This is a genomic window from Mesorhizobium sp. LSHC420B00 (assembly GCF_000503055.1).
In the GTDB taxonomy this organism is placed as follows: domain Bacteria; phylum Pseudomonadota; class Alphaproteobacteria; order Rhizobiales; family Rhizobiaceae; genus Mesorhizobium.
Genome location: NZ_AYVY01000029.1, coordinates 42,689 through 62,861 on the forward strand (window position 1 = coordinate 42,689; position 20,173 = coordinate 62,861).

General features: G+C 59.7%; 14 protein-coding genes and 4 pseudogenes. 12 read left to right on the plus strand and 6 right to left on the minus strand.

Annotation, left to right across the window (positions count from 1 at the left end; translation table 11 throughout):
- The first annotated feature begins 1 nt into the window (after position 1).
- The 3 genes and pseudogenes from cysN to X760_RS78290 all read left to right on the plus strand — a co-directional run.
- On the plus strand, positions 2–1,939 hold the full coding sequence (gene cysN, locus X760_RS67365) for a sulfate adenylyltransferase subunit CysN (RefSeq protein WP_023721785.1): 1,938 nt from the start codon (positions 2–4) through the stop codon (positions 1,937–1,939).
- Positions 1,940–1,949: 10 nt separating this feature from the next.
- Complete coding sequence (cysQ, locus tag X760_RS67370; protein WP_031194837.1) at positions 1,950–2,738, plus strand: 3'(2'),5'-bisphosphate nucleotidase CysQ; 789 nt, start codon at positions 1,950–1,952, stop codon at positions 2,736–2,738.
- Positions 2,739–2,973: 235 nt separating this feature from the next.
- A pseudogene (locus X760_RS78290) lies at positions 2,974–3,144 on the plus strand (type II toxin-antitoxin system VapB family antitoxin); the annotation flags it as partial.
- A 221-nt stretch (positions 3,145–3,365) separates the two neighbouring features.
- Here the strand turns inward: X760_RS78290 and X760_RS67380 are convergent.
- Positions 3,366–4,952, minus strand: coding sequence for an adenylate/guanylate cyclase domain-containing protein (locus tag X760_RS67380; RefSeq protein ID WP_023721788.1), 1,587 nt, complete (start codon positions 4,950–4,952; stop codon positions 3,366–3,368).
- A 322-nt stretch (positions 4,953–5,274) separates the two neighbouring features.
- Here X760_RS67380 and X760_RS67385 point away from each other — a divergent pair.
- A pseudogene (locus X760_RS67385) lies at positions 5,275–5,463 on the plus strand (inositol monophosphatase family protein); the annotation flags it as partial.
- Positions 5,464–5,631: 168 nt separating this feature from the next.
- A complete protein-coding gene (locus X760_RS67390) occupies positions 5,632–5,898 on the plus strand; it encodes a DUF6429 family protein (RefSeq protein ID WP_023721790.1) in 267 nt (88 codons plus the stop codon).
- Between the two features lie 313 nt (positions 5,899–6,211).
- On the opposite strand, the gene X760_RS67395 is transcribed toward X760_RS67390, so the two are convergent.
- Complete coding sequence (locus X760_RS67395; protein ID WP_156948240.1) at positions 6,212–6,760, minus strand: class I SAM-dependent methyltransferase; 549 nt, start codon at positions 6,758–6,760, stop codon at positions 6,212–6,214.
- 124 nt (positions 6,761–6,884) lie between these two features.
- On the minus strand, positions 6,885–7,691 hold the full coding sequence (locus X760_RS67400) for a hypothetical protein (protein WP_245278714.1): 807 nt from the start codon (positions 7,689–7,691) through the stop codon (positions 6,885–6,887).
- A 799-nt stretch (positions 7,692–8,490) separates the two neighbouring features.
- Here X760_RS67400 and X760_RS67405 point away from each other — a divergent pair.
- Positions 8,491–8,808, plus strand: a complete 318-nt coding sequence (locus tag X760_RS67405) for a hypothetical protein (protein WP_156948241.1) — start codon at positions 8,491–8,493, stop codon at positions 8,806–8,808.
- 324 nt (positions 8,809–9,132) lie between these two features.
- Here X760_RS67405 and X760_RS67410 read toward each other — a convergent pair whose 3' ends face one another.
- The 3 genes and pseudogenes from X760_RS67410 to X760_RS79205 all read right to left on the minus strand — a co-directional run.
- Positions 9,133–9,447 (minus strand): GYD domain-containing protein, encoded by a 315-nt coding sequence (locus X760_RS67410; RefSeq protein WP_023721794.1) that lies wholly within the window; start codon positions 9,445–9,447, stop codon positions 9,133–9,135.
- A 75-nt stretch (positions 9,448–9,522) separates the two neighbouring features.
- Entirely contained in the window at positions 9,523–11,823 is a 2,301-nt protein-coding gene (locus X760_RS67415) for an AGE family epimerase/isomerase (RefSeq protein ID WP_023721795.1), read from the minus strand.
- A gap of 855 nt (positions 11,824–12,678) precedes the next feature.
- A pseudogene (locus X760_RS79205) lies at positions 12,679–13,270 on the minus strand (metallophosphoesterase); the annotation flags it as partial.
- A gap of 508 nt (positions 13,271–13,778) precedes the next feature.
- On the opposite strand from X760_RS79205, the gene X760_RS73900 reads away from it, so the two are divergent.
- The 6 genes and pseudogenes from X760_RS73900 to X760_RS67445 form a co-directional block, all read left to right on the plus strand.
- The gene (locus X760_RS73900) at positions 13,779–15,230 is read left to right on the plus strand and encodes an exopolysaccharide biosynthesis polyprenyl glycosylphosphotransferase (protein WP_023721798.1); all 1,452 of its coding nucleotides are present in this window, start codon (positions 13,779–13,781) and stop codon (positions 15,228–15,230) included.
- Between the two features lie 78 nt (positions 15,231–15,308).
- A complete protein-coding gene (locus tag X760_RS67430; protein ID WP_031194842.1) occupies positions 15,309–15,860 on the plus strand; it encodes a transcriptional activator RfaH in 552 nt (183 codons plus the stop codon).
- 104 nt (positions 15,861–15,964) lie between these two features.
- A pseudogene (locus tag X760_RS67435) lies at positions 15,965–16,553 on the plus strand (GDP-mannose 4,6-dehydratase); the annotation flags it as partial.
- A 220-nt stretch (positions 16,554–16,773) separates the two neighbouring features.
- Entirely contained in the window at positions 16,774–17,982 is a 1,209-nt protein-coding gene (locus tag X760_RS0139480; RefSeq protein ID WP_031194844.1) for an O-antigen ligase family protein, read from the plus strand.
- Between the two features lie 53 nt (positions 17,983–18,035).
- The gene (locus X760_RS67440) at positions 18,036–19,226 is read left to right on the plus strand and encodes a glycosyltransferase (protein ID WP_198030548.1); all 1,191 of its coding nucleotides are present in this window, start codon (positions 18,036–18,038) and stop codon (positions 19,224–19,226) included.
- A partial coding sequence (locus tag X760_RS67445; protein WP_023721802.1) for an ABC transporter transmembrane domain-containing protein occupies positions 19,223–20,173 on the plus strand: 951 nt, incomplete at its 3' end. The genes X760_RS67440 and X760_RS67445, both read left to right, overlap by 4 nt.

The window sequence follows — 20,173 nt, forward strand, 5'->3', positions numbered from 1 at the left end:
AATGCGCCACATCATGGCCAAGAGCCTCGCCCCGACCGATGGCGTCCGCGACTATCTGGCGGCGCAGGAACGAAAGTCGCTGCTGCGCTTCCTGACCTGCGGTTCGGTCGACGACGGCAAGTCGACGCTGATCGGGCGCCTGCTTTCCGATACCAAGCAGATTTTCGAGGACCAGCTGGCGGCACTCGAGCGCGATTCGCGCAAGCACGGCACCACCGGCGACGACGTCGACTTCGCGCTGCTGGTCGACGGCCTCGAGGCCGAGCGCGAGCAAGGCATTACTATCGACGTCGCTTATCGCTTCTTCGCCACGCCGAAGCGCAAGTTCATCGTCGCCGACACGCCCGGCCACGAACAGTACACGCGCAACATGGCGACGGGTGCATCGACCGCCGATCTTGCCATCGTGCTGATCGATGCCCGCCAGGGCGTGCTGCGCCAGACAAGGCGGCATTCGATCATTGCCTCGCTACTGGGCATTCGCCACATCGTGCTCGCCGTCAACAAGATCGATCTTGTCGGCTTCGACGAGGCGGTCTTTAAACGGATCGTCGCGGATTACGGGCAGTTCTCACGTGAACTCGGCTTCCAGACGATCGTGCCCATTCCGATGTCGGCCCGCTATGGCGACAACGTTACTGGCCGTTCCGACAGGACGGACTGGTATTCCGGCCCGACGCTGATCGAAAATCTCGAAACCGTCTCGGTCGACGAGGCCGCGGTCGAATTGCCGTTCCGGTTTCCGGTCCAATATGTGAACCGTCCCAATCTCGATTTTCGCGGTTTCGCCGGCACCATCGCCTCCGGCTCGGTTGCGCCCGGCGACGAGGTTGTCGTCGCGAAATCAGGCAAATCCTCCCGTGTCAGGCGCGTCGTTTCGCATGGCGGCGACCTTCAGCAGGCTGTCGCCGGCCAGGCCATCACGCTTGTCCTCGACGACGAGGTCGAGGTCTCGCGCGGCAATATGCTGGTGTCGCCGGCAGCGCGGCCGCAGGTCGCCGACCAGTTCGCCGCCAACATCGTGTGGTTCGACGAGCATGCGCTGCTGCCCGGCCGCTCCTACATCCTGCGCACCGAGACCGACCAGACCAGCGCCACCGTCACCGACCTGAAATACCGGGTCAACGTCAACGACTTTGCCCATGAGGCGGCCAAGTCGCTTGAGATGAACGAAGTCGGCATCTGCAACATCTCGACGCGCTCGCCGATCGCCTTCGATCCGTTTGCCGAGAACCGCACCACCGGCGCCTTCATCCTGATCGACCGCATCACCAATGCGACGGTCGGCGCCGGCATGATCCTGCATTCGCTGCGCCGCGCCGAAAACATCCACTGGCAGTCGCTCGATGTCGGCAAACGCGCCCGCGGCGATATGAAGAACCAGCGGCCGGCGGTGTTCTGGTTCACCGGGCTTTCGGGCTCAGGCAAGTCGACCATCGCCAATCTGTTCGAAAAGAAGCTCTTCGCCACCGGGCGCCATACCTACATTCTGGACGGCGACAACGTCCGGCACGGGCTCAACCGCGATCTCGGCTTCACCGACGCCGATCGTGTCGAAAACATTCGCCGCGTCGCCGAAGTCGCGCGCCTGATGGCCGACGCCGGGCTGATCGTCATCGTGTCGTTCATTTCGCCGTTCAGCGCAGAGCGGCGCATGGCGCGCGAATTGATGGCCGACGGCGAATTCGTCGAGGTGTTTGTCGACACACCCTTCGAAGAATGCGCCAGGCGCGATCCGAAGGGCCTTTATGCGCGGGCGTTGAACGGCGAAATCAAGAATTTCACCGGCGTCGATTCGCCGTATGAGGCGCCGGAAAAACCGGAAATCCATCTCAAGACACTCGGCAAATCGGCCGAGGAGATGGTAGAGGCCCTGGAACACTGGCTGATCGAGCGTGACATTGCCGAAGACCAATATGATAGCGGCGGCGGTATCTGACGACGAAGCGATGCTTGCCGTCTTCGAGCACCTTGCCTTGGCGGCAGGGCGCGAGGTGATGCGCGTCTTTCGTGCCGGCTGTGCGGTCGACAGCAAGTCGGATAGTTCGCCGGTGACGGAGGCAGATCGCGAGAGCGAGAAGATTATTCTTGCCGGGCTGCGCGCCGCATTTCCCGAGATTCCGTGCGTGGCCGAGGAAGAAGCTTCGGCCGGCATCATGGCACCGGATCTCGGCGACGCCTTCTTCCTGATCGATCCTCTCGACGGCACCAAGGAGTTCGTCAACCGCAGGACCGATTTCACTGTCAACATCGCGCTGGTTCGCCATGGCGTGCCGGAGATCGGGGTCGTCTTCGCGCCTTGCACCGGCCGCTTCTTTTCCGGCCGGCCGGGCAAAGCGGAAACGATCGAGATCAATGACGACTATGAGATCGTCGATCGCCAGCCGATTTCGGCAAGGGCCGGTGTGGTGCCGCTGACCGTCGTTGCCAGCCGGTCGCACAACACGCCGGAAACCGACGCTTATATCCGCGCGCTGGGCGCTGCCGAGATCGTCTCGGTCGGGTCATCGCTGAAATTCTGTCTCGTCGCCGGCGCCGAGGCAGACGTCTATCCACGCTTCGGCCGCACCATGGAATGGGACACCGCGGCGGGTGACGCGGTGCTACGCGCTGCCGGCGGCATGACGCGAACGCTGGATGGTGCGCCGCTCGCCTACGGCAAGCGCAACCAGAGCGATGACGAGGATTTCGCCAACCCGCATTTTATCGCCAGCGGCAAGGCTGCTGGATTTGGCTAGACGGTGATTGCGCAGTTCCAGACCCGTACGAAAGATGCGGGTGTTGCAAGTGACTTATGCAAGCGACCTCAGATGCTGCTCGAGATCTGTAAACACAGCGGTACGATCCCCATCCAGCCGACAGTTGGGTCGGCGTGGCCGATTCGCTTCGTGTCCGGTCGATGCTGCGGGGCCTTCACACGGTGTATCCAAATTGCTGTATACCGATACACTTGAACGGCTATACGAGCGAGTGATGGCGTTCCACATCAAAAATCCCGAGACCGACGCACTGGCCCGCCGGGTCGCCGCACTTAAGAGGACTGGTCTGACAGGGGCCGTCCATGCCGCGCTCAAGCATGAGCTTGAGCGCGAACAGGCTAGACCGTCCCCCGTAGAGATCGGCGTCAGGTTCTGCCGTGATGTGCGAGCCCGGGGCAAGCCTGATCACGGCAGGCCCGCCGACAAGGCGTTTCGCGACAGCCTGTACGAGAATGATGATGTTCATCGACGCCTCGGCCCTGACGGCGCTGATGACCAACGAGGATGATGCGCGCGAACTCCTGGTCGGGACCCGGCGCGGCTGAACGGTGTTGAACCGGACTTTACTTGGCTGGCCACGGTCCAGATTGGATCACGTTCAAGAACCTAAAATGCGGCGGGCTTGCTTCGGATGGTTAAGGCCAGGAGCGCCTCCGAAAGTCGTTTCTTCGCCCGCTCCACCCCGTTCTCGTCGATTGCCTCAACATCGAGGAACAAGTCGAGACCAGTCGTATGCTCGCTGATGACCTGAGGGCGCTGGGCGAGTTCACCCAGGAGGCCCTCGACTTCGTAGGGGACAACCTCCCGGCTGATCCCCTTCATGGCAATCGGTGCTAATGGACGCGCCCGGACAAGGTCGCGCACGAGCGCGTAAGTCTCATAGCTGAGGCAGATGCCGCCGGGCTCGGCAATCGACTGCAGCCGGGCCGCCAAGTTCGCCTCGGCTCCAATGATCGTGTAGTCCATCCGATCATCGGAACCGAAGTTCCCAACATTGCAATAGCCCGTGTTGATGCCCATGCGAGCTCGGAAGGGCCGTTCAACTCCGCGGTCATGCCACACCCTGTTCAACTGCTCCAGCCGACGCTGCATGTCGACAGCCATGCGCAAGCAGGCTCTCGCGTCTTCCTCGACGCCCTGCGTCTCGGGGTCTCCGAAGAACACAAGAAGCGCGTCGCCGATGAACTTGTCGACGGTGCCGCCGTGTTTGAGCGCGATCGTCGACATCTCGGTGAAGTACTCGTTGAGGAGAAGCGTCAGGTCCTCGGGCTGGAGCCGTTCCACGATCGCGGTGAAATCCTTGACGTCGGAGAAAAAGATCGTGAGCTTCTTGCGCTCGGTTGCGATGGTGACGTCCTTCTGGCCGCTGAAGATGCTTTTGTAGATTTGAGGCGAAAGGTATTTGGCGATCTTCAATGAAATCGCGGCCAGGAAGTCGTTTGCCTCGGAAAGCTCCTTGTTGATGCCCTGAATCAACGCGGACTGCCGACGCTGCAGGAGAATGAACGTCAGGCCCGCCGCCGCCGAGAAGCCGAAATATAGGAGCAGATACTTGAAGGTCAGCACGTTCGCAGCAATAGGCTGATTGACTGATATCTCCTGGATCCCTCGGACATCCCCTACCTTCCAGTCCGTCTTGGGGCTGTCCGGGTGTGAGTTATGGCAGGTCACGCAGACTTGTCCCATTACAACAGGGGCCGCGGCGCGGACCTGCCGGTCAAACAGTGAACCCGAGACCTCGATGATCGGCTCCTTCGGGTTGGCGCGCAAAGCCAAGATTGCATTCCGCTCGAACATATCGAGCTGGTGGGGCGAGCGACCTTTGAAAGGCAGATCCGAGACGAACCGATATTTGACCGAGCCGTCGTGAGCGCTGATGCGCTTGCCGAGTTCGATCGAGAGGGTTGCTGGAATAGGGATCGCGCCTGGCACGTCCCGGTAGTTGTGCGTCGCAGTCACGGCGCCGTTGGCTTGCAGCACGCGTCCCACGACGTCGCTGCCGTAGAATCCGCGCATTTCGTCGATGATGCGGCTGATTTCGCTGGCTTGCCTGCGCAGCATCCGTTCCGATAGGTCTCGGAGGTCGAGCCAGGCTGCGACGGGCAGACCGATAAGGCCGATGACCACTGCCGTCACCAGGAGCGGTCCCATGGTGCGCTGCTGACGCGCAATCTGTTCACCCAGTCCAGCCATTGTGCAAGCCCCCGGCCGTCACAGTATCTGAACTATAGCTCATTCCCGGCACGGTACCAGAGTCAGTCTTCGCTCGATGAGAACACGTCAGCCCTGCAACGTCGGACCGACCTTGAGCGGTTGTTGCTAAGCCCGACCCTCACAGCAGATTTCGCATTCTGGCGCTAGACGGGCAGTGAATCAGTGAAGGGGATGTCGCAAAGTCGGTTGTGGCCCGGAATGCGCTCCGCGATAACCGCTCAGGGGTCAAAATTCACCTCTGGCAAGGTTGAGACTTCTGCGGCCGGAGAGCGCGTCGGAAAAGAAAGTGTCCCGCCAAACCTATCCGCGTTTCGGCCGCACTATGGAATGGGACACCGCGGCGGGTGACGCGGTGCTGCGCGCTGCCGGCGGCATGACGCGCATGCTGGATAGCGCGCCGCTCGCCTGCGGTAAGCGCAACCAGAGCGACGACGAGGATTTCGCCAATCCGCATTTCATTGCCAGCGGCAAGGCTGCCACGGCCGCTTAGGCACCATGATGAACTCCGATCCCATCCCGGCTCGTCGCCCGCGCAAATGACGCTGTCGCGCATGCGACGCCTGAGTGAAGCACTTATTTTCAGCCGAACGCTCGTGGCAGGGAGTAACTATCCGGTGTGGATCGTGGCAGAGGCCCTTTCGCGTGTTAGATTGCTTGCATGGAGATCGACACCGACAAGATCGACGAAGCCGTTCTGGGCCTGCTTTGGCTGACGCTGCATGAAGAGAGGCGCGCCTGGAAGGGTTTGGATTGGAACGCTCTGGATCGCTTGCACGAGAAGGGGCTGATCGCGAATCCAGCAAACAAGGCGAAGTCAGTGGTTCTGACAGATGAAGGACTGCGGCGTGCGGAGGAGCAATTCCGAGCCCTGTTCACCCGCCCGGCGCCACGAGCCATGAGCGCTGGGCGGGCGCCTAAGAAATGATGGCGCACATGGTTGAATTTCGATAGTGGCGGCGCGCTGACCGCAGGCGGGACGGCCAATGCTCTCGCCGTGGCGGCCAAATTCTTCTTCCGCTACTTATGCCAACGGGCGCATCCTGGCCGTCAAGGCACTAGCAGACAACACCGTAGCCGCAACCCTCAAATGTCATCGGTATTGGCGCGAAGTCCATTCGCAAGATGCTTTCTGCCGGCGAATCAGCGCTCCCCGGGGCCGAGCTGCAGGCAGGCAGCGGGTCTGCGCCCGCTGCTGGCACATGGATGTTGGTGGGCAGACTACCACAAGGAATGTGTCATCATGGCTGCGGATTTCCGAAGGCAGGTTTCTCAAGAACGAGCACATGACTACCAAGAGGGGATGTGTGAGTGCTCTTAACTTGGAATCCCTCGTCGGACAGCGTTTCGATGAATTCGCCATCCGTTCCAGGCGGAACGCGGGCAACAACGTTTGAGGTGCGCCTCACAATATTGGAAAGCACCCTTCGCGCCTTGCCTGGGCCGATGTTGCGCTGCATGTGCTGATAGACGGCCAGCAGCAGGACGATATCGTATTTCGGTAGAAGGATATTGCCGAGGCGCCGGCTGCCAAGATTCAGGCGATCGAACCGGGCATGTACCGGGGAGCCGCTCAACAACATCTTTGCAGTCTCGATATGCGGCTTGGCAATGTCGATCCCATGGATCGAACTGGGTTTCAGCTTGGATATCTCATAGGCGACAACACCCATATTGCAGCCAACATCGAGAATGGATTTTCCAGCGTAGTCGACCTTTGCGGAGAATAGCCCGTCCAGTCTGTCGTCCCACGTTCCGGCAAAACCCCTTTTGAATCTTGACCACCACAAATCATCAGCTCCTTTGGGAAGAGCCCCCTTGAGCGCCTCCTACCACGAGAGAATTAATGGTCGATACCCATTCAACTGGAATTGATCACATTGACGAACCAAGGCAGGGACGTGTGCGGCCGCGTCACAACCCCATCACCCTGAGTGCCGCCGGAACCGGATAGCGGTTGCCGTCATAGCGCAGCCGGTAGGTCCGCTTCACAGACTTGGCGGGATGGGACTTGCATTCGCCATCTTTGTCGGGGGAGGGATTGTCGGTATCCGTCCGCTCGACCGCAATGATGTCACGATAGCCGTGGTGGCGCGCCGGGCTCATCGCCAGGCTGACCTGGCTGGAATGAAACGATCCGGCGCAACTGGCATCGCCTTCGCCGCCATGGCCGGCAACCACGAGGCCGTCGAGCACCAAGCGCAGCGCATCGCTGGCGACGGCATAGAGCCGCAGGTCGGTTTCAGTGAAGGGAGTAGCCTGCGAATGGTTTGCCATTTCGACGCGCAGGCCGAAGGCGGTGACCTCAGGGGCCAGTGCATAGCGGCCGGTGTCGAATTCCACCTTACGGATCGCGATGGCATCATCGGTCATCAGTCCAGGCTGGAGCAGGCGCTGGCGCACCCGCAGGCTCTTTCTATCGACGACCAGTAGCTCGATGTCGCCGACATGCAGGTGGTCGCTGTTAGCGCTGTCGATCAGCGGTACCGCGACCAAAAGCAGGTCATAATGAGCCGGCCAGATCTTGCAGGCCAGGCCGAATGGCGCATCGCTCTCCGGGAGCGTTGAGGCGATGCTCGTATGGGGTACAAGCGTGAACGAAGCGCCGTCGGCGCTCTTTCGGGCCTTGGGATAGGCCTGCTGCACCAGGGCGGCGGCATCGCCGCAATCGCCGGCCGCTGCCCGGGCGGGCGACAGGCTGGCGAGGGCCGCGCCGAGCAACAGGACAGGCAACACTATTCGCATGGAGTTCTCGCGTCGCAGGGCCGGGTTCGGCCAGGGCCCTTCTACGCGAGATTGGTGGCGCGCGCACAGGGTGTAGGGAAGTGACGGCTAGCTCCACCCGCTGCGTCAGGACCATAGGTATCCTGGAAAGTCGTAAAGTCCGAGCTCGCTTAGGAACGGTGATCATGAGAACGCCGCCCGAGCGGCCAATTTTTGCCAATGCTGTTCGAGCTACCTGAAAAACAGATACTGACAATGTGATCTCGATTGCCTTGTCGCGCTCCGATTAGATAAAGAAGCGCTCCGACAAGAAACCTCTACAAAACCGGACCTCGCCGATCCGTCAAGCGCACCTTCTAGTGGTAAAAGCCTGACAGATAGTACCCACGCAAGAGGTCCGATCCGGTGGAAAACCGACCTCTCCCATGCGACGTGATCTTTCCTCTGGAGAAGAGTAGAATGCAGCCCGACTGAAACGGTCTTGGGCAGCGCATCAGGCGCTGCACGCTCAGCAGACCAGGGAGAGCGAGATGGGAACGGCAGCACCAAGCATTGTCATCCGCACGCTGGCCGAGACCGATCTGCCGGAAGCCGANGAGAGCGAGATGGGAACGGCAGCACCAAGCATTGTCATCCGCACGCTGGCCGAGACCGATCTGCCGGAAGCCGAGAGGATTTTCCGGCTGGCCTTTGGCACCTTCTTGGGAGCACCTGAACCCGAGACGTTCTGGTCCGACCGATACAGGCACAGGGGCTTGGGGAGACTGTCCTTCTCGGGGACATGGCGGATGCGGGCTTGGATGGTTTCGCCGTGTGCCACCATGGGCCTCGCAGCGAAGCAGGCGACGGCGCTTGCTTCATCAAGTTCGGGGCCGTGCGTCCGGGATCGGGTGCTGGTGAGACCTTCGACAGGTTGCTGCACGCCTGCGAGGCACTTGGCGCAGCGGAGGGGATGCCCAAGCTGCTGGCCGGGGTGAACATGGCCCGCCACGAGGCGTACCGGCGTTTGGCCGGGCGTGGCTTTCGCACCGAAATTCAAGGGGTCACGATGCACCGGCCCAATGAGCCGGGCTACAGTCGCGCTGGCGTCTTCGTGCTCGACGACTGGCGCTAGCGCGCTGGGCCCTCCGTCCGGGCGGGCGGCGCCTCGGTGAAGGGCAGGCCGACCATGAGGTTAGAAGCGACGGGCCACGGGTGTCCCAACCGGGACTCTTCCGTCAGGCGCTATCCCCTAGGGTGTACATTCCAAAATTAACTCGGCATGACCTCCGTTTCTGACCCCCTGAGCCGGGCGCGTTCGCTGTCGGCGCGGTGTCGAAGCTGAACCAATGCCGCGCCTGCCTCGGATTTCCGAAACCCCAGCGTGTCTTTCCTTGAGACTTGGCAGCACGGCGCGTTCAATCGGAACCGTGCTGCCTTCAATGTACAGCCAGTCCAATCATCCGGCGAGCTTGTAACGCCGGCAGCCCTTTTTGGCAGCTGCGAGCGCGGCATTCATGTCGAGTTCTTCGAGGACAACCAGGTCGTTTATCCAGCCGCTTGCCCGGACCGCCAGTGCTAGGTCCATCCCATCGGCCTGGTCCGGAACCTCAGCATTGATGACAATATCATAGGCGCCGCGAGTAAACATCATACCGGATACCTTGCCACCAACGCTTTCCAAAACCGCCTTGATTGCAGCTTCCCGGTCTGAGCCTTGTATCAATCCCTTGTAGGCATGGGGCGGACAGTTTCCCAGGATTGTCACTTTCATGGGTATTCCTCCCGATCTTGTACTAGTTTCGTTATTGAACGTTTCACCAACACGGAGCTATGGCGGACGGTTGGGTCAGCCGTAAACCTGCATTGGAACGGTCTTGCTCACATCCAAAGCTGGCAGCGGGAAAGGTTCGACCTGCCCTGCGGTCTTGTCCAGATACTGCATCAAGGCCGTCACGAGGTGGTAGAAAATGCTCGCGGGCACCTCCGTCGCCAGTGACCTTCCGCGCTCGTCAATCCTGTCGATCCACAAGCCTAGCGGTGCGGGATCGATATGCCATTTGAAGAGGCGGGCGACACGAGCTTCGATCTCGGGTTTCAGATCAGGTCCGCCGATGCCGTCCAGGGCGACGGCCGCCTTGACGGCTTCGCATTGCGGCCAGCTGCGGGAGAGCCGGTCGAAGGGCATTCCCTGCCGCGACACGGCTGCATAAGCCAGGCCCGTGGCCCGGTTCAATCCGCTGGCGATCGCCGACGAATAGAGCTTCCTTGCATAGGCTGCCAAGTCTTTCTGCCCGCTTGCCCGCGCGAACTCGACGAGGAGCGAGGCCCATTCGAAATGGTGCCCTGGTTCGGTCCACTGTCCCTCCTCTCCCGGCAACGGTAGCCAATCGACGTCGAAATGTTCCCCAAGCGTCCAGCTCTCCTGATCGAAGAAATGGCACCGGAAGAGATCGATGACGCGTGCCGCCCGACGGAGATATGCACGCTCGCCGGTGACGCGATGCCAGGCAAGGAAGGATTCCAGCATGTGCATGTGCGGGTTCGAGAACCGCACCCCCTTCCAGCCGGGGGTCTCGAGGAAGCCGTTCAGGCTGACGTCCTCGAGATGGGTGTCGATGAAATGGAACGTCTCTTGTGCCAGCTGCAGGGCATCCTGATGGCCGCATCGGTGAGCATGGGCAAGCGCCAGGAGCACGCAGGAATGGTCGTAGGCGTCCTCCGTCGGGTCAGCCACGCTGCCGTCGGAATTGAGGGTGCGCACCCAGCCACCGCGTTCGGTGCGGCCGTGTTTGGCGATGAACTCGATGCCGTGGTCGATGAGCCTGTCAGCCGGTCCAACCCAGCCGCGTTCTTTGGCCACCGCGAACGCGTAAATCTGGCGAGCCATCGTGCGCATGCGCTTGGGTTTGCCCAAGGGCCTTGCATCGAAACCGAGCGCCTCGTGGAAGCCGCCATAGGCATCGTCGACCCCTGCAGTGGACCACAGCGGCAGGGTTTCGTTGAAGAGCCAGTGCTCGACCCGCTTGCGCCATGACCCGCTGGTGATGACCCGGTCTTCCGACGCCGTGAACTTCGTCTCGAGGCGTCCGCTCTTCTCGAGTTGTTCGACGACTTGCTTCACGTTCTGGCTATGGCTGACAGGCGCGACGAATACCGCGTCCGGTGTCGTCACCACCGCCACATGCTTCATTCCAATGACTGTGAGCAGTCTGCCCTGGCTTCTGAGATAGGAGTTGCCGCAATCCATGGCGACAACGTCGCCCATTACGACATTGCCGTCGCGGTCCGTCGGGCTGGCTTCGAGCAGCGATTGCCACGATCCAAGGTCGTTCCAGCGGAAGGAAGCCGTAACCATCGCAATACCGCGTGCATGCTCCATGACTGCGTAGTCGATCGACGTCGACGGGACAGCCGAATAGAAGCCCTGGGGCAGGTAGATGCCCAAGACGTCGGTCCGTGCAGCCTTATAGGCCCGTTCCGCGGTGTCCCAGATGTCTGGCCGGAACTCGAGAAATGCCTTCCGCATCGTGTCGGCACGAAACAGGAAGATGCCGGCGTTCCAGTAAAATCTTCCCGAAGCCACATATTTGCGGGCCGTCGCGGCATTGGGCTTTTCGACAAACTGCGAAACGGCGGCCACTCTGTCACCAGTTGCCCCAACCTCGATGTAACCGTAGCCGATTTCGGGATGCGTCGGCTTGATGCCGAATACGACAATGCTTCCTGAATCGGCGGCAGGCATGCCCGTCTCGACGGTTTCCCAGAATTGCGTTTCGGTCGATATCTGATGGTCGGAGGGGACCACCAGCACAAGCGCTTCGCCGTCATATTCGGAGATTGTCTGCAAGGTGGCTATGGCCACCGCAGCGGCGGTATTGCGGCTGACGGGCTCGAAAATCGGGCTGCCACCGTTAAGGCCGAGCGGACCGATGTCCGAGATAACGCGGTCGGCATGCCGTTCGGAGGCTATCAGATAGATCGGCGTCTCGCCGTCCGACCGCGCCTTGAGGCGTCGGACAGTTTTGGCGAGCATGGAGCCGTCGCCCGAAAGGTCGTGGAATTGCTTGGGATTGTCCTCGCGCGACAGCGGCCATAGCCGTGACCCGACGCCCCCGCTCATCACAAAACTGACGATCCGCTCCGACATGGTCCAGTTCCTCTCAGAATGTCTGGTTGTAGGCTCCGACCTCTGGCTCCGGCGCAGCACGGCGAGCGAGAGCCTCGAACATCTCGCTACGCCGCTCCGGCGAGACAAAGCCTCCCACGACGACAATTTCCGGCTTGTTCAACAAGCCCCTGACCCCGCTTGCCGGCTGGGCAACGACACGCACCCCTTCACGGTGATGAGATTGGCCAGGGGCTGGCCAGCGACTCGATCCCGTCCGCCTTCATTGTCGTGAATTCCGCGTCTCTACACCCATTCGGCGGGTCAAGGTGCCAAGCACAATGCCGATCTCTTACACGCCCATCAGGTTGAGTTCGGGCACTTCTCCGTGTCTGGATGGCCGAACCACCAGCGCGCCTCGCATTCCCGAAAGCCAGTGGCTTTGATGAGAGCACTGTTTCCGAAAAGGAATGTGTTCGGCTGGCCTGGTCGACTATACCCAGAGTCCCGGTTCTTCGATCCGCTATTCGCAACAGTTCTAGCACGCTGCCCGACGCAGGCCCCTTCAGCAATTGGAGTAGTCCTAACACGCTGGGTCGCGCCGCCTCGTCCAATAGGAGTATGCCCGCCGATGGCCGAAAGGAGGGCTCGTCCAAGCATGGCCGTCCCGAGAATGTCGAAGAAAGGTGTTTCGGACGCTTGGCTCGACTTCTCAAAGGCATTCTGGTGGAAATCGAGAGCTATCAGCCGGCCTGCGAAAAAGGATGATGGACTGTGCCGCGTTCGCCTTGTAGGCGATGGGAACTCGGCCAAACCCCGACCGCATGTACACGACGATCGATACCCTCAAACGGAACGGTCAACCGCGAACGGCAGGTCTCTCTGGAACGGCAGATGTCATCCGTCGACAGGAAGAGAGAACGTTTTCGGGCCGATATCGACGACCATGATCTCCGGCGACACGCCGAAGCGCACCGGCAGCCACGATACGCCCAAACCCCCGGATACGATCATGTGCCGCCCACCCTCGACGATATGCCCATAGGCGAAGCGCTGTCCGTAGGCTGAATTGATGATGGGGGCCGATGAATGGCAAGCGCACCTGTCCCCCATGTGTATGGCCGCATAACGTCAGGCTGACACGGTCAGGGACAGTAATGAAGATGTCCGGTTCATGCGCAAGGAGCAATATCGGATTGCCGTCGTCGGGTATTCCAGCCATTGTTCCAGGCAGATCGTCGACGCCCTTGTACACGCCGCGAGAAAACTTCTTGGCCCACTGGTCGCCAAGACCCGCGAGCCAGAACGCTGGGCCATCCTGCGGCCGAATAAGCGTGGCGGTGTTCTCGAGGACCGGAATGCCATTGTCGACGAGGGCTGCGCGGACGCTGTCGACATCGTGCCACCAGTCGTGGTTGCCGAGAATGGCGTGGCAGCCGAGTGGCGCGGAAAGTTTCGAAAGTGAATTGCCCCAAACGGCCGACTTTACCTCGGCATGATGCGAGCAATTTCTGCACCATGCCCGCAGCGTATGCCACTCCCGCTGTCGCTTGGCAGTTGAACGTAAGAATGCGCCGGTTTTGCTAAGGGTTGGCATTTAAACGTAAGAATCTTGGGCGGTGGATTCTCAAATAAGTGCATCCGGCTGCTTCAGCGCCTTCGCCAGCGGCACGCGGAATACCCTCCCACGGAACCACCGCATTCAGCGTTTCCAGCGGCGAACCTTCTCCGTAAGTAGTAGACGTATACGCAATTCGGCTGCGAACGAATCAATTGACAAGCAGACAATGTTAACCAACAATAACCATGAAATGTAATACGTTTTTTACGTTTCGCGAAATTAAGATGTTATTTTTTTAATAGATTGACGCCATGTGAGTCAGTTTGTTCGGCCGTACGTACAAAAGACCTTGTTTATTCCAAGATCGACCAAAGAAATCTTTAAGAAGCGGATATCCGCTCGCGCAGGCACGGGCTTATCATTGGAATTGCGTCGGATGACAGAGATTATCCAAACCATTCCCAAGAAGTCGGTAGTTTATGGGCGTGCCGCATTTCATTTTCCGCAAGCCCTTCTAGTGGGGGTCTGCATGGTCGCTGATTTCGTTATTGTTGGGCTGAGTGTGCATGCGGTCATTCTTTTTTATCAGCCGCATATCCTTTACGATTTGCGCGACCCCCACGTCCTGATGGTGACCTCCCTTGCTGCAACGTTCTTTGTGGTTTTCGAGAGCCTTTCTGGCGCATACACAACCGGGTTATATCTTGAGCCGATGGCCAGCGCCCGAAACGCGCTATTGAGCTGGCTCATGGTGGCCTTCGTGTTTGCCTGGATCGGCGTCCTGGTCGAAACGATAGGTGAGCTGTCGCACGAGCTGCTAATCACTTCGTTTGCAGTCGGTGCGGCAGCGATTGTGCTTGTCCGGGTGGGGACGGTGAAGGCCTTGCGCGTCTGGCTTGGACGCGGTGCCATTGCGATTCGGAGAGCCCACCTCATCTGCTTTGGAGACCAAGCATCAGCCGAAGTGCTCAGCGAAGCGCAGAACCGCGGCATACAGATTGTTGGCGTGTCGATCCTTCCGGCGGACAAGGTGACCGGTCGGGCGTTCGCTAGAATGTGTGAGGACCTAGTGCGGGAGCTCCGTGACGCCCTCCAAAGGGTACCGTTTGACGAGATTTACCTGTTTTTCCCTTGGGACAAGCGCTTGCAGCTCCGCAACCTAGCGACCGCACTGGGACGCCTTCCGCTGCCCGTGTTTCTGTTTGCGGATGCAGCAATGGAACGGCTGCTGCAGACATCGGCGCTACGTTTCGGCCCCTTCAAGGGCTTCGAGCTCCAGCGGGCCCCGCTGTCGTGGGCCGAACGCGCAATGAAGCGATCCCTCGACGTGAGCATCGCGCTCGCGGGACTCGTCTTGCTGGCGCCTTTGCTGATCGCCGTCAGCATCGCCATCCGCGCTACGTCCGGCAGCCCGGTTATCTTTCGCCAGGAGCGCCAGGGCCTCTGTGGCAGGCGTTTCCAGATCTACAAATTCCGTACGATGCGGGTATGCGAAGACGGCCCGACGATCGCGCAGGCCACGGCTGACGATCCGCGCGTTACGCCCTTCGGGTCGCTGCTAAGGCGCACGAGCATAGACGAGTTACCGCAACTGTTGAACGTGTTAAGGGGCGAGATGTCGATTGTAGGACCTCGTCCGCATGCAGTCGCGCATGACGAATACTACTCCGCACTTATTGCTTTTTACGCGCGTCGTCAGAATGTAAAGCCCGGGCTCACGGGATGGGCGCAGATAAATGGTTTTCGTGGCGAAACACGAGAATTGAACGCGATGGCCGCACGCGTTAATCATGATTTATGGTACATTAATAACTGGAGCATTTGGCTTGATATCTATCTTATATGCCGAACTGCAGTGAAAATACTTACTGACAGAAAGGCTCATTGAACTATGGTGGGGCACGTGTCGGAATCATCTGTTCCTTTGACGTCCCGGCTGGGCATGGACGCGGCCCGACATAATCCGATGCGGGCCGGTTGCAGCCAAGCACCAGAAGGCACTACTGCGGCCGCCGAGTCGAGAACGGCACGCTGGTTCGCCGTCTTGTGCCTTCCCAATCAAGAGGCAAGGGCGGAACGCGAACTTGGGAATCAGTCGTTCTCCACGTTCCTGCCAAGGTTGCAAAGAACCATACGACACGCCCGCCAGATGAAAGTCGTAATGGGGCCGCTGTTCCCGTGCTACCTGTTCGTGAGACTCGATCTGCGCCGGGACCGCTGGCTCAGCATCGATGGAACATATGGCGTGGCCCACCTTGTTCGGTTCGGAGAAATGCCAGCGCAGGTTCCTGAAGGTGTTGTTGAAGCGCTCATCGAGGCGACTGACAGGCAGGGCGTAATACATCTCGACAATCTGCTTCGGCCTGGTCAGGTCGTGCGTCTAGTGTCGGGGCCATTTGCAGAACAACTTGGCAGGTTAGATCGGCTGGACGGTACCCAGTCTGTTCGCATCCTGCTCGAGATCATGGGTCGATGCGTCGAGGTGAAGACGCATCGGAGGAGCGTGCTGCCGGCCTAGGCGTCGCAGCACCGTCGAGCCGGTTCACTGGGGTTGATTTCACCCAGACTGCGGTAGCGTGGGCGAATTCCTGCTCCATGCGATTGCACCGCAGTCGCACAAGCATGGGAACAACCATGACACGACAAAAAACCGCTCTGATAACCGGGGTAACCGGACAGGATGGCGCGTACCTTGCTAAGTTTTTGATCGGCCAAGGATATCTGATCCACGGCATAAAGCGGCGCTCATCGTCTTTCAATACCGGCCGCATTGAGCAATCTGTACCAGGATCCCCACGAGGACCCGAGACTCATCCTGCACTATGGCGGCGTGAGCGACTCTACCAACCTCATCCGCGTCGTTTCGGAGGTTCAACCCGACGAGATATACAATCTCGCTGCGCAAAGCCACATGCAGGTAAGTTTCGAGACACCGGAATACACCGCCAATACGGATGGCTTGGGGACGCTCCGCTTGCTGGAGGCGATCCGACTGCTGGGGCTTACTGAAAAGACGCGCTTCTACCAAGCATCCACGTCCGAACTTTACGGCCTAGTACAAGAAGTCCCGCAGCGCGAGACCACCCCGTTTTATCCCAGGAGCCCATACGCGGCAGCGAAGCTGTATGCATACTGGATCACCGTAAACTACCGCCAAGCGTATGGCATTCATGCTTCAAACGGCATCCTTTTCAATCACGAGAGCCCCATAGGCTCGGGTGCGCGCTCGGCGCCCGTCGGCGTGGAGATCGCCACGACGGCTGAGTGACTTCTGGTTCCGACCGTCGCACAGATGTATTCGGCAGGGCTGACGCTTAATGTCTTCGACGACGAATGAACGCGACTGGCACGGAAGATGGCTGACGGGACCAACTGCTCTTCTCCATCCGCGGCGGCAGCGTCCCGCAGCCGGGAGCTGGGCGTTCACCATATTGCTTCTCGCCATCTGCCTGCTGGGCGGTGCGGGACTGAAGGCGCTCGGTGCACCTCTTCTTGCCTTCATCCTTCTACTTTCGCTTGCCTACGCCGGACGGACTCTCCTATCGCCGCAGAACATTCCCGCTCTGCTTCTTACATGCTGGGGGCTACTTTACGTCGGCCTGTCCTATCTGGAGCTTCTTCCCGATGGCTGGACCCGATATCACCAAGCCGGCATCATCGTCCAGCAGTCCTCCTTTGTGTTCCTTCTGCTTCCCGTCATAGCCGCATCGCAAAAGTGGTGGGAAGACAAGGGCATCGATCGGCACCGTGACGCGATCCTCGTCGGCACCATCATTCTGGTGTTCATTGTCAGCATTCCCGCGCGCTTGTACGTCTTTGGCGACATGGAGACGCCTCTGGACCCGCCGAAGGCCTTTGTTACCTTGCAGAACGATGTGATGATCGCTCTGGTGGGAATAACCTACCTCGCCATGGTTCGAATGAATCCAATCATGGGCGGCTTTCTTTTGATGCTCGTATTTATCCTATCCGCTACGATAGAGTTCAGACTTCAGAACGTCCTGGCCTATTTCGTGGCCATGGCTGCTTCTTTTCTTTGCATGATCGGTTTGCATTTGGAACGAACGCTGGCCAACATCCTTATGCTAGGTTTGGTGGGTTTGGCGATCTTCGGAATACTCGACCCGATCAGCTTGTTTGTTTTAGATCCTAACACCGGATGGCGCGTCACATTCTGGGGGGATGCCTTGGAGGCGCTGGCAGAGACCTGGGGGATCGGCGTCGGCTTCGGCACCGAGGCGCTGCGGAATGAATATACCATGGTCATTGGCCGCCTCTTCTTCTTGCCGGAGGAGGACACATCCTTCCTGCTGATCGGCACCCACAATGCTTTTTTCGACATCATCCTTCGTTTGGGAATGGTCGGGCTCGTGCTTTGGAGCGCCGTTATCATTGGCTGTTATCCGAGCTCCAAAATGCCCGTACGCGTGCGGGCGCATGCGGCGGTGGCGTACTTCACCCTCTTCATCTGCGTCTTCTCGAACGTGGCGCTGCAAAGTCCGCTGTATGTGATCGGCGTCGCCTTCACGATTGGTTATCTGCAGTCGCTACGGGGCGCTGCGAATCTCGTCTACCTCCGGAAGTCAGGGCCCGCCAGCCGCCATGCCACTGCCTTGGGCGAAATAGCCGCTGCAGAATGAACCGGAGCGACCAGGCCGCGTCAGCAAAACGTTGCCGGAAGGAGCAGGAGATCATGCCGAAACATGCCGTCCTAATGATGGTGCAGCTACCACCGCCAGCACATGGCGCGGCCATTACCAACCAGCGGCTTGCCTCCTCCCGGCGAATCCGCGACGAGTTCGACCTGAACGTACTGCCTGTTCAACTTGCGCGGTCCATCGACGATACAAACAGGTTCGCACTAAGCAAGATCATTCGACTTTCCGGTCATGTTGTACGCCTGCTGTTTGCTCTCGCCTTCCGCCCCCCCGGCGTCGTCCTCTACACGTTGCCGTCGACGGGGTACGCGTTTCTGGGAGGCATCGTGCTGCTCGGCCTGGTCAAGGGGCTCGGCTTTCCGCATATTCTGCAGATGCGCTGCCGCGGCATCCGCCGCACTGCCGAGCGAAGCGCCCTCCACCGGGCCCTGTGCCGTTGGGCCTTCTCCAAGGCCTGGGTGATACTGCTGTCCCCCCACGTCTTCGACGACGTATCGGAGTTCGTGCGGGACGAGCAGGTCTACTATCTTCCGGATGCGCTCCCCGACCCTTGTCGGGAAATCCGGCTACCTGACCGCCCGGCTCGCCGAATCCCACACATACTGTTCCTGTCTCACCTGTTTGAGACCAAAGGTCCGCTGGTGTTGCTGAGTGCGCTCGAAATACTGAAACGCCGGGGTGTGCCTTTCCGGGCCACCTTCGTCGGAGAACCGGGCGACATCGCCTTGCAAGTGTTTCGGGAGCGGATCGACGCTCTCGGCCTGTCGGAGGAAGTGCGCTACGCCGGCCCCGCTTACGGAGCCCGAAAAGCAGAGTTCATGCTGGATGCCGATATCTTCGCGTTCCCGACCTTTTATCCTCAGGAAGTCTTTCCCGGTGTCCTCCTCGAAGCGATGGCATACAGCCTGCCGCTCGTGACGACCGGCGAAGCGGCGATTCCGGAGATCGTGGATGAGGGCTCGAGCGGGTACATGGTCGCGGCCCGCGATGCCGGTGCGTTGGCCGACGCGCTGGAGAAGCTCGCGCACAACCCGGATTTGCGCCAACGGCTCGGTAGGGCGGCCCGTGCGCGTTTCCTGGCGAGGTTCCAGTTCGATCGGTGCGAAAGCTGCCTGGCGGAAATTCTCCGCGACGTGCTGCTACGCGCCGCGACCGCCCCTGTCGAGCGAACAACGCTGAATCAGGCCGGCGGCATCTCCATCACGCGGCACAAGGCCGATACATGAGCATCGCCCACACACTTCGAGACATCACCGGGCTACTGGAGCCGTCAGAACGCATCCGAGCAGCGCGGCTGGTCGGTCTGTTGGCCGTTCTGGCAGCCGTGGAGGTGGCTGGCGTCGCTTCCATCGCTCCCCTGCTGCTGATATTGGGCGATCCCCAAATAATTACGACAAACAAAATCATTAATAAACTATTTGTCGATCTAGGATTCAGTTCTTATAATTCCTTTATCATATTCTTTGCCATAGGGACGCTTGTTTTTATATGCTTGATTGCCGTATTCAGAGCTGTCCTACACTATGTAAAGTTTCTATATGCAAATGAGCACCGCCACCGAATCGCGACACGACTTCTGAACGCCAGCCTGGATCGCGACTACCGGTATTTTCTAGACAAGAATGTGGCCGAACTGACAAAAACAATGCTGGTCGAGGTCGATGAGCTTGTTGAGAATGCCGTCGTACCTGCATTAGTATTGGTCGCGCAGGGCCTGATGGCCCTGGCTGTTGTATTGTTTCTGTTGGCCATAGACCCGCTTCTGGCGCTGCTGCTCACGGCGAGTGCGGGCGGTATGTTCGCGCTGATTTATGTCTTCACGCGCGAGGTGCTGGGACGCATCGGTCGTGAGCGGCTGAAAGCCAATGGAGAGCGTTTCAAGGCTTCGACGGACGTGTTGGGCGGGATCAAGGAACTGAAGGTGCTAGGACGGGAGGGGACGTTCCTGGCGGCTTACTCTCGCCCATCGAAGCGGTATTGTGCTTATCGGACCCTGAGCGGCGTGTTGGCGGAAACGCCAAAATACGTGATCGAGGCTGTTGGGTTCGCCTCAATTCTCCTGATTTCCATCTACTTGGTGGTGCAGCAGGAGCACCTTGCGAGCGCACTGCCTGTGATAGGGCTATATGCCTTTGCGGGGTTCCGGCTGCTGCCGGCGTTCCACAAGGTCTAT

Coding starts and splice junctions, on each gene's coding strand:
- X760_RS67430 (WP_031194842.1), top strand. CDS start 15,309: ATGCGGGCCGGTTGCAGCCAAGCACCAGAAGGCACTACTGCGGCCGCC.
- X760_RS73900 (WP_023721798.1), top strand. CDS start 13,779: ATGACAGAGATTATCCAAACCATTCCCAAGAAGTCGGTAGTTTATGGG.
- cysQ (WP_031194837.1), top strand. CDS start 1,950: ATGCTTGCCGTCTTCGAGCACCTTGCCTTGGCGGCAGGGCGCGAGGTG.
- X760_RS67415 (WP_023721795.1), bottom strand. CDS start 11,823: ATGTCGGAGCGGATCGTCAGTTTTGTGATGAGCGGGGGCGTCGGGTCA.
- X760_RS67440 (WP_198030548.1), top strand. CDS start 18,036: ATGCCGAAACATGCCGTCCTAATGATGGTGCAGCTACCACCGCCAGCA.
- X760_RS67380 (WP_023721788.1), bottom strand. CDS start 4,952: ATGGCTGGACTGGGTGAACAGATTGCGCGTCAGCAGCGCACCATGGGA.
- X760_RS67410 (WP_023721794.1), bottom strand. CDS start 9,447: ATGAAAGTGACAATCCTGGGAAACTGTCCGCCCCATGCCTACAAGGGA.
- cysN (WP_023721785.1), top strand. CDS start 2: ATGCGCCACATCATGGCCAAGAGCCTCGCCCCGACCGATGGCGTCCGC.
- X760_RS67390 (WP_023721790.1), top strand. CDS start 5,632: ATGGAGATCGACACCGACAAGATCGACGAAGCCGTTCTGGGCCTGCTT.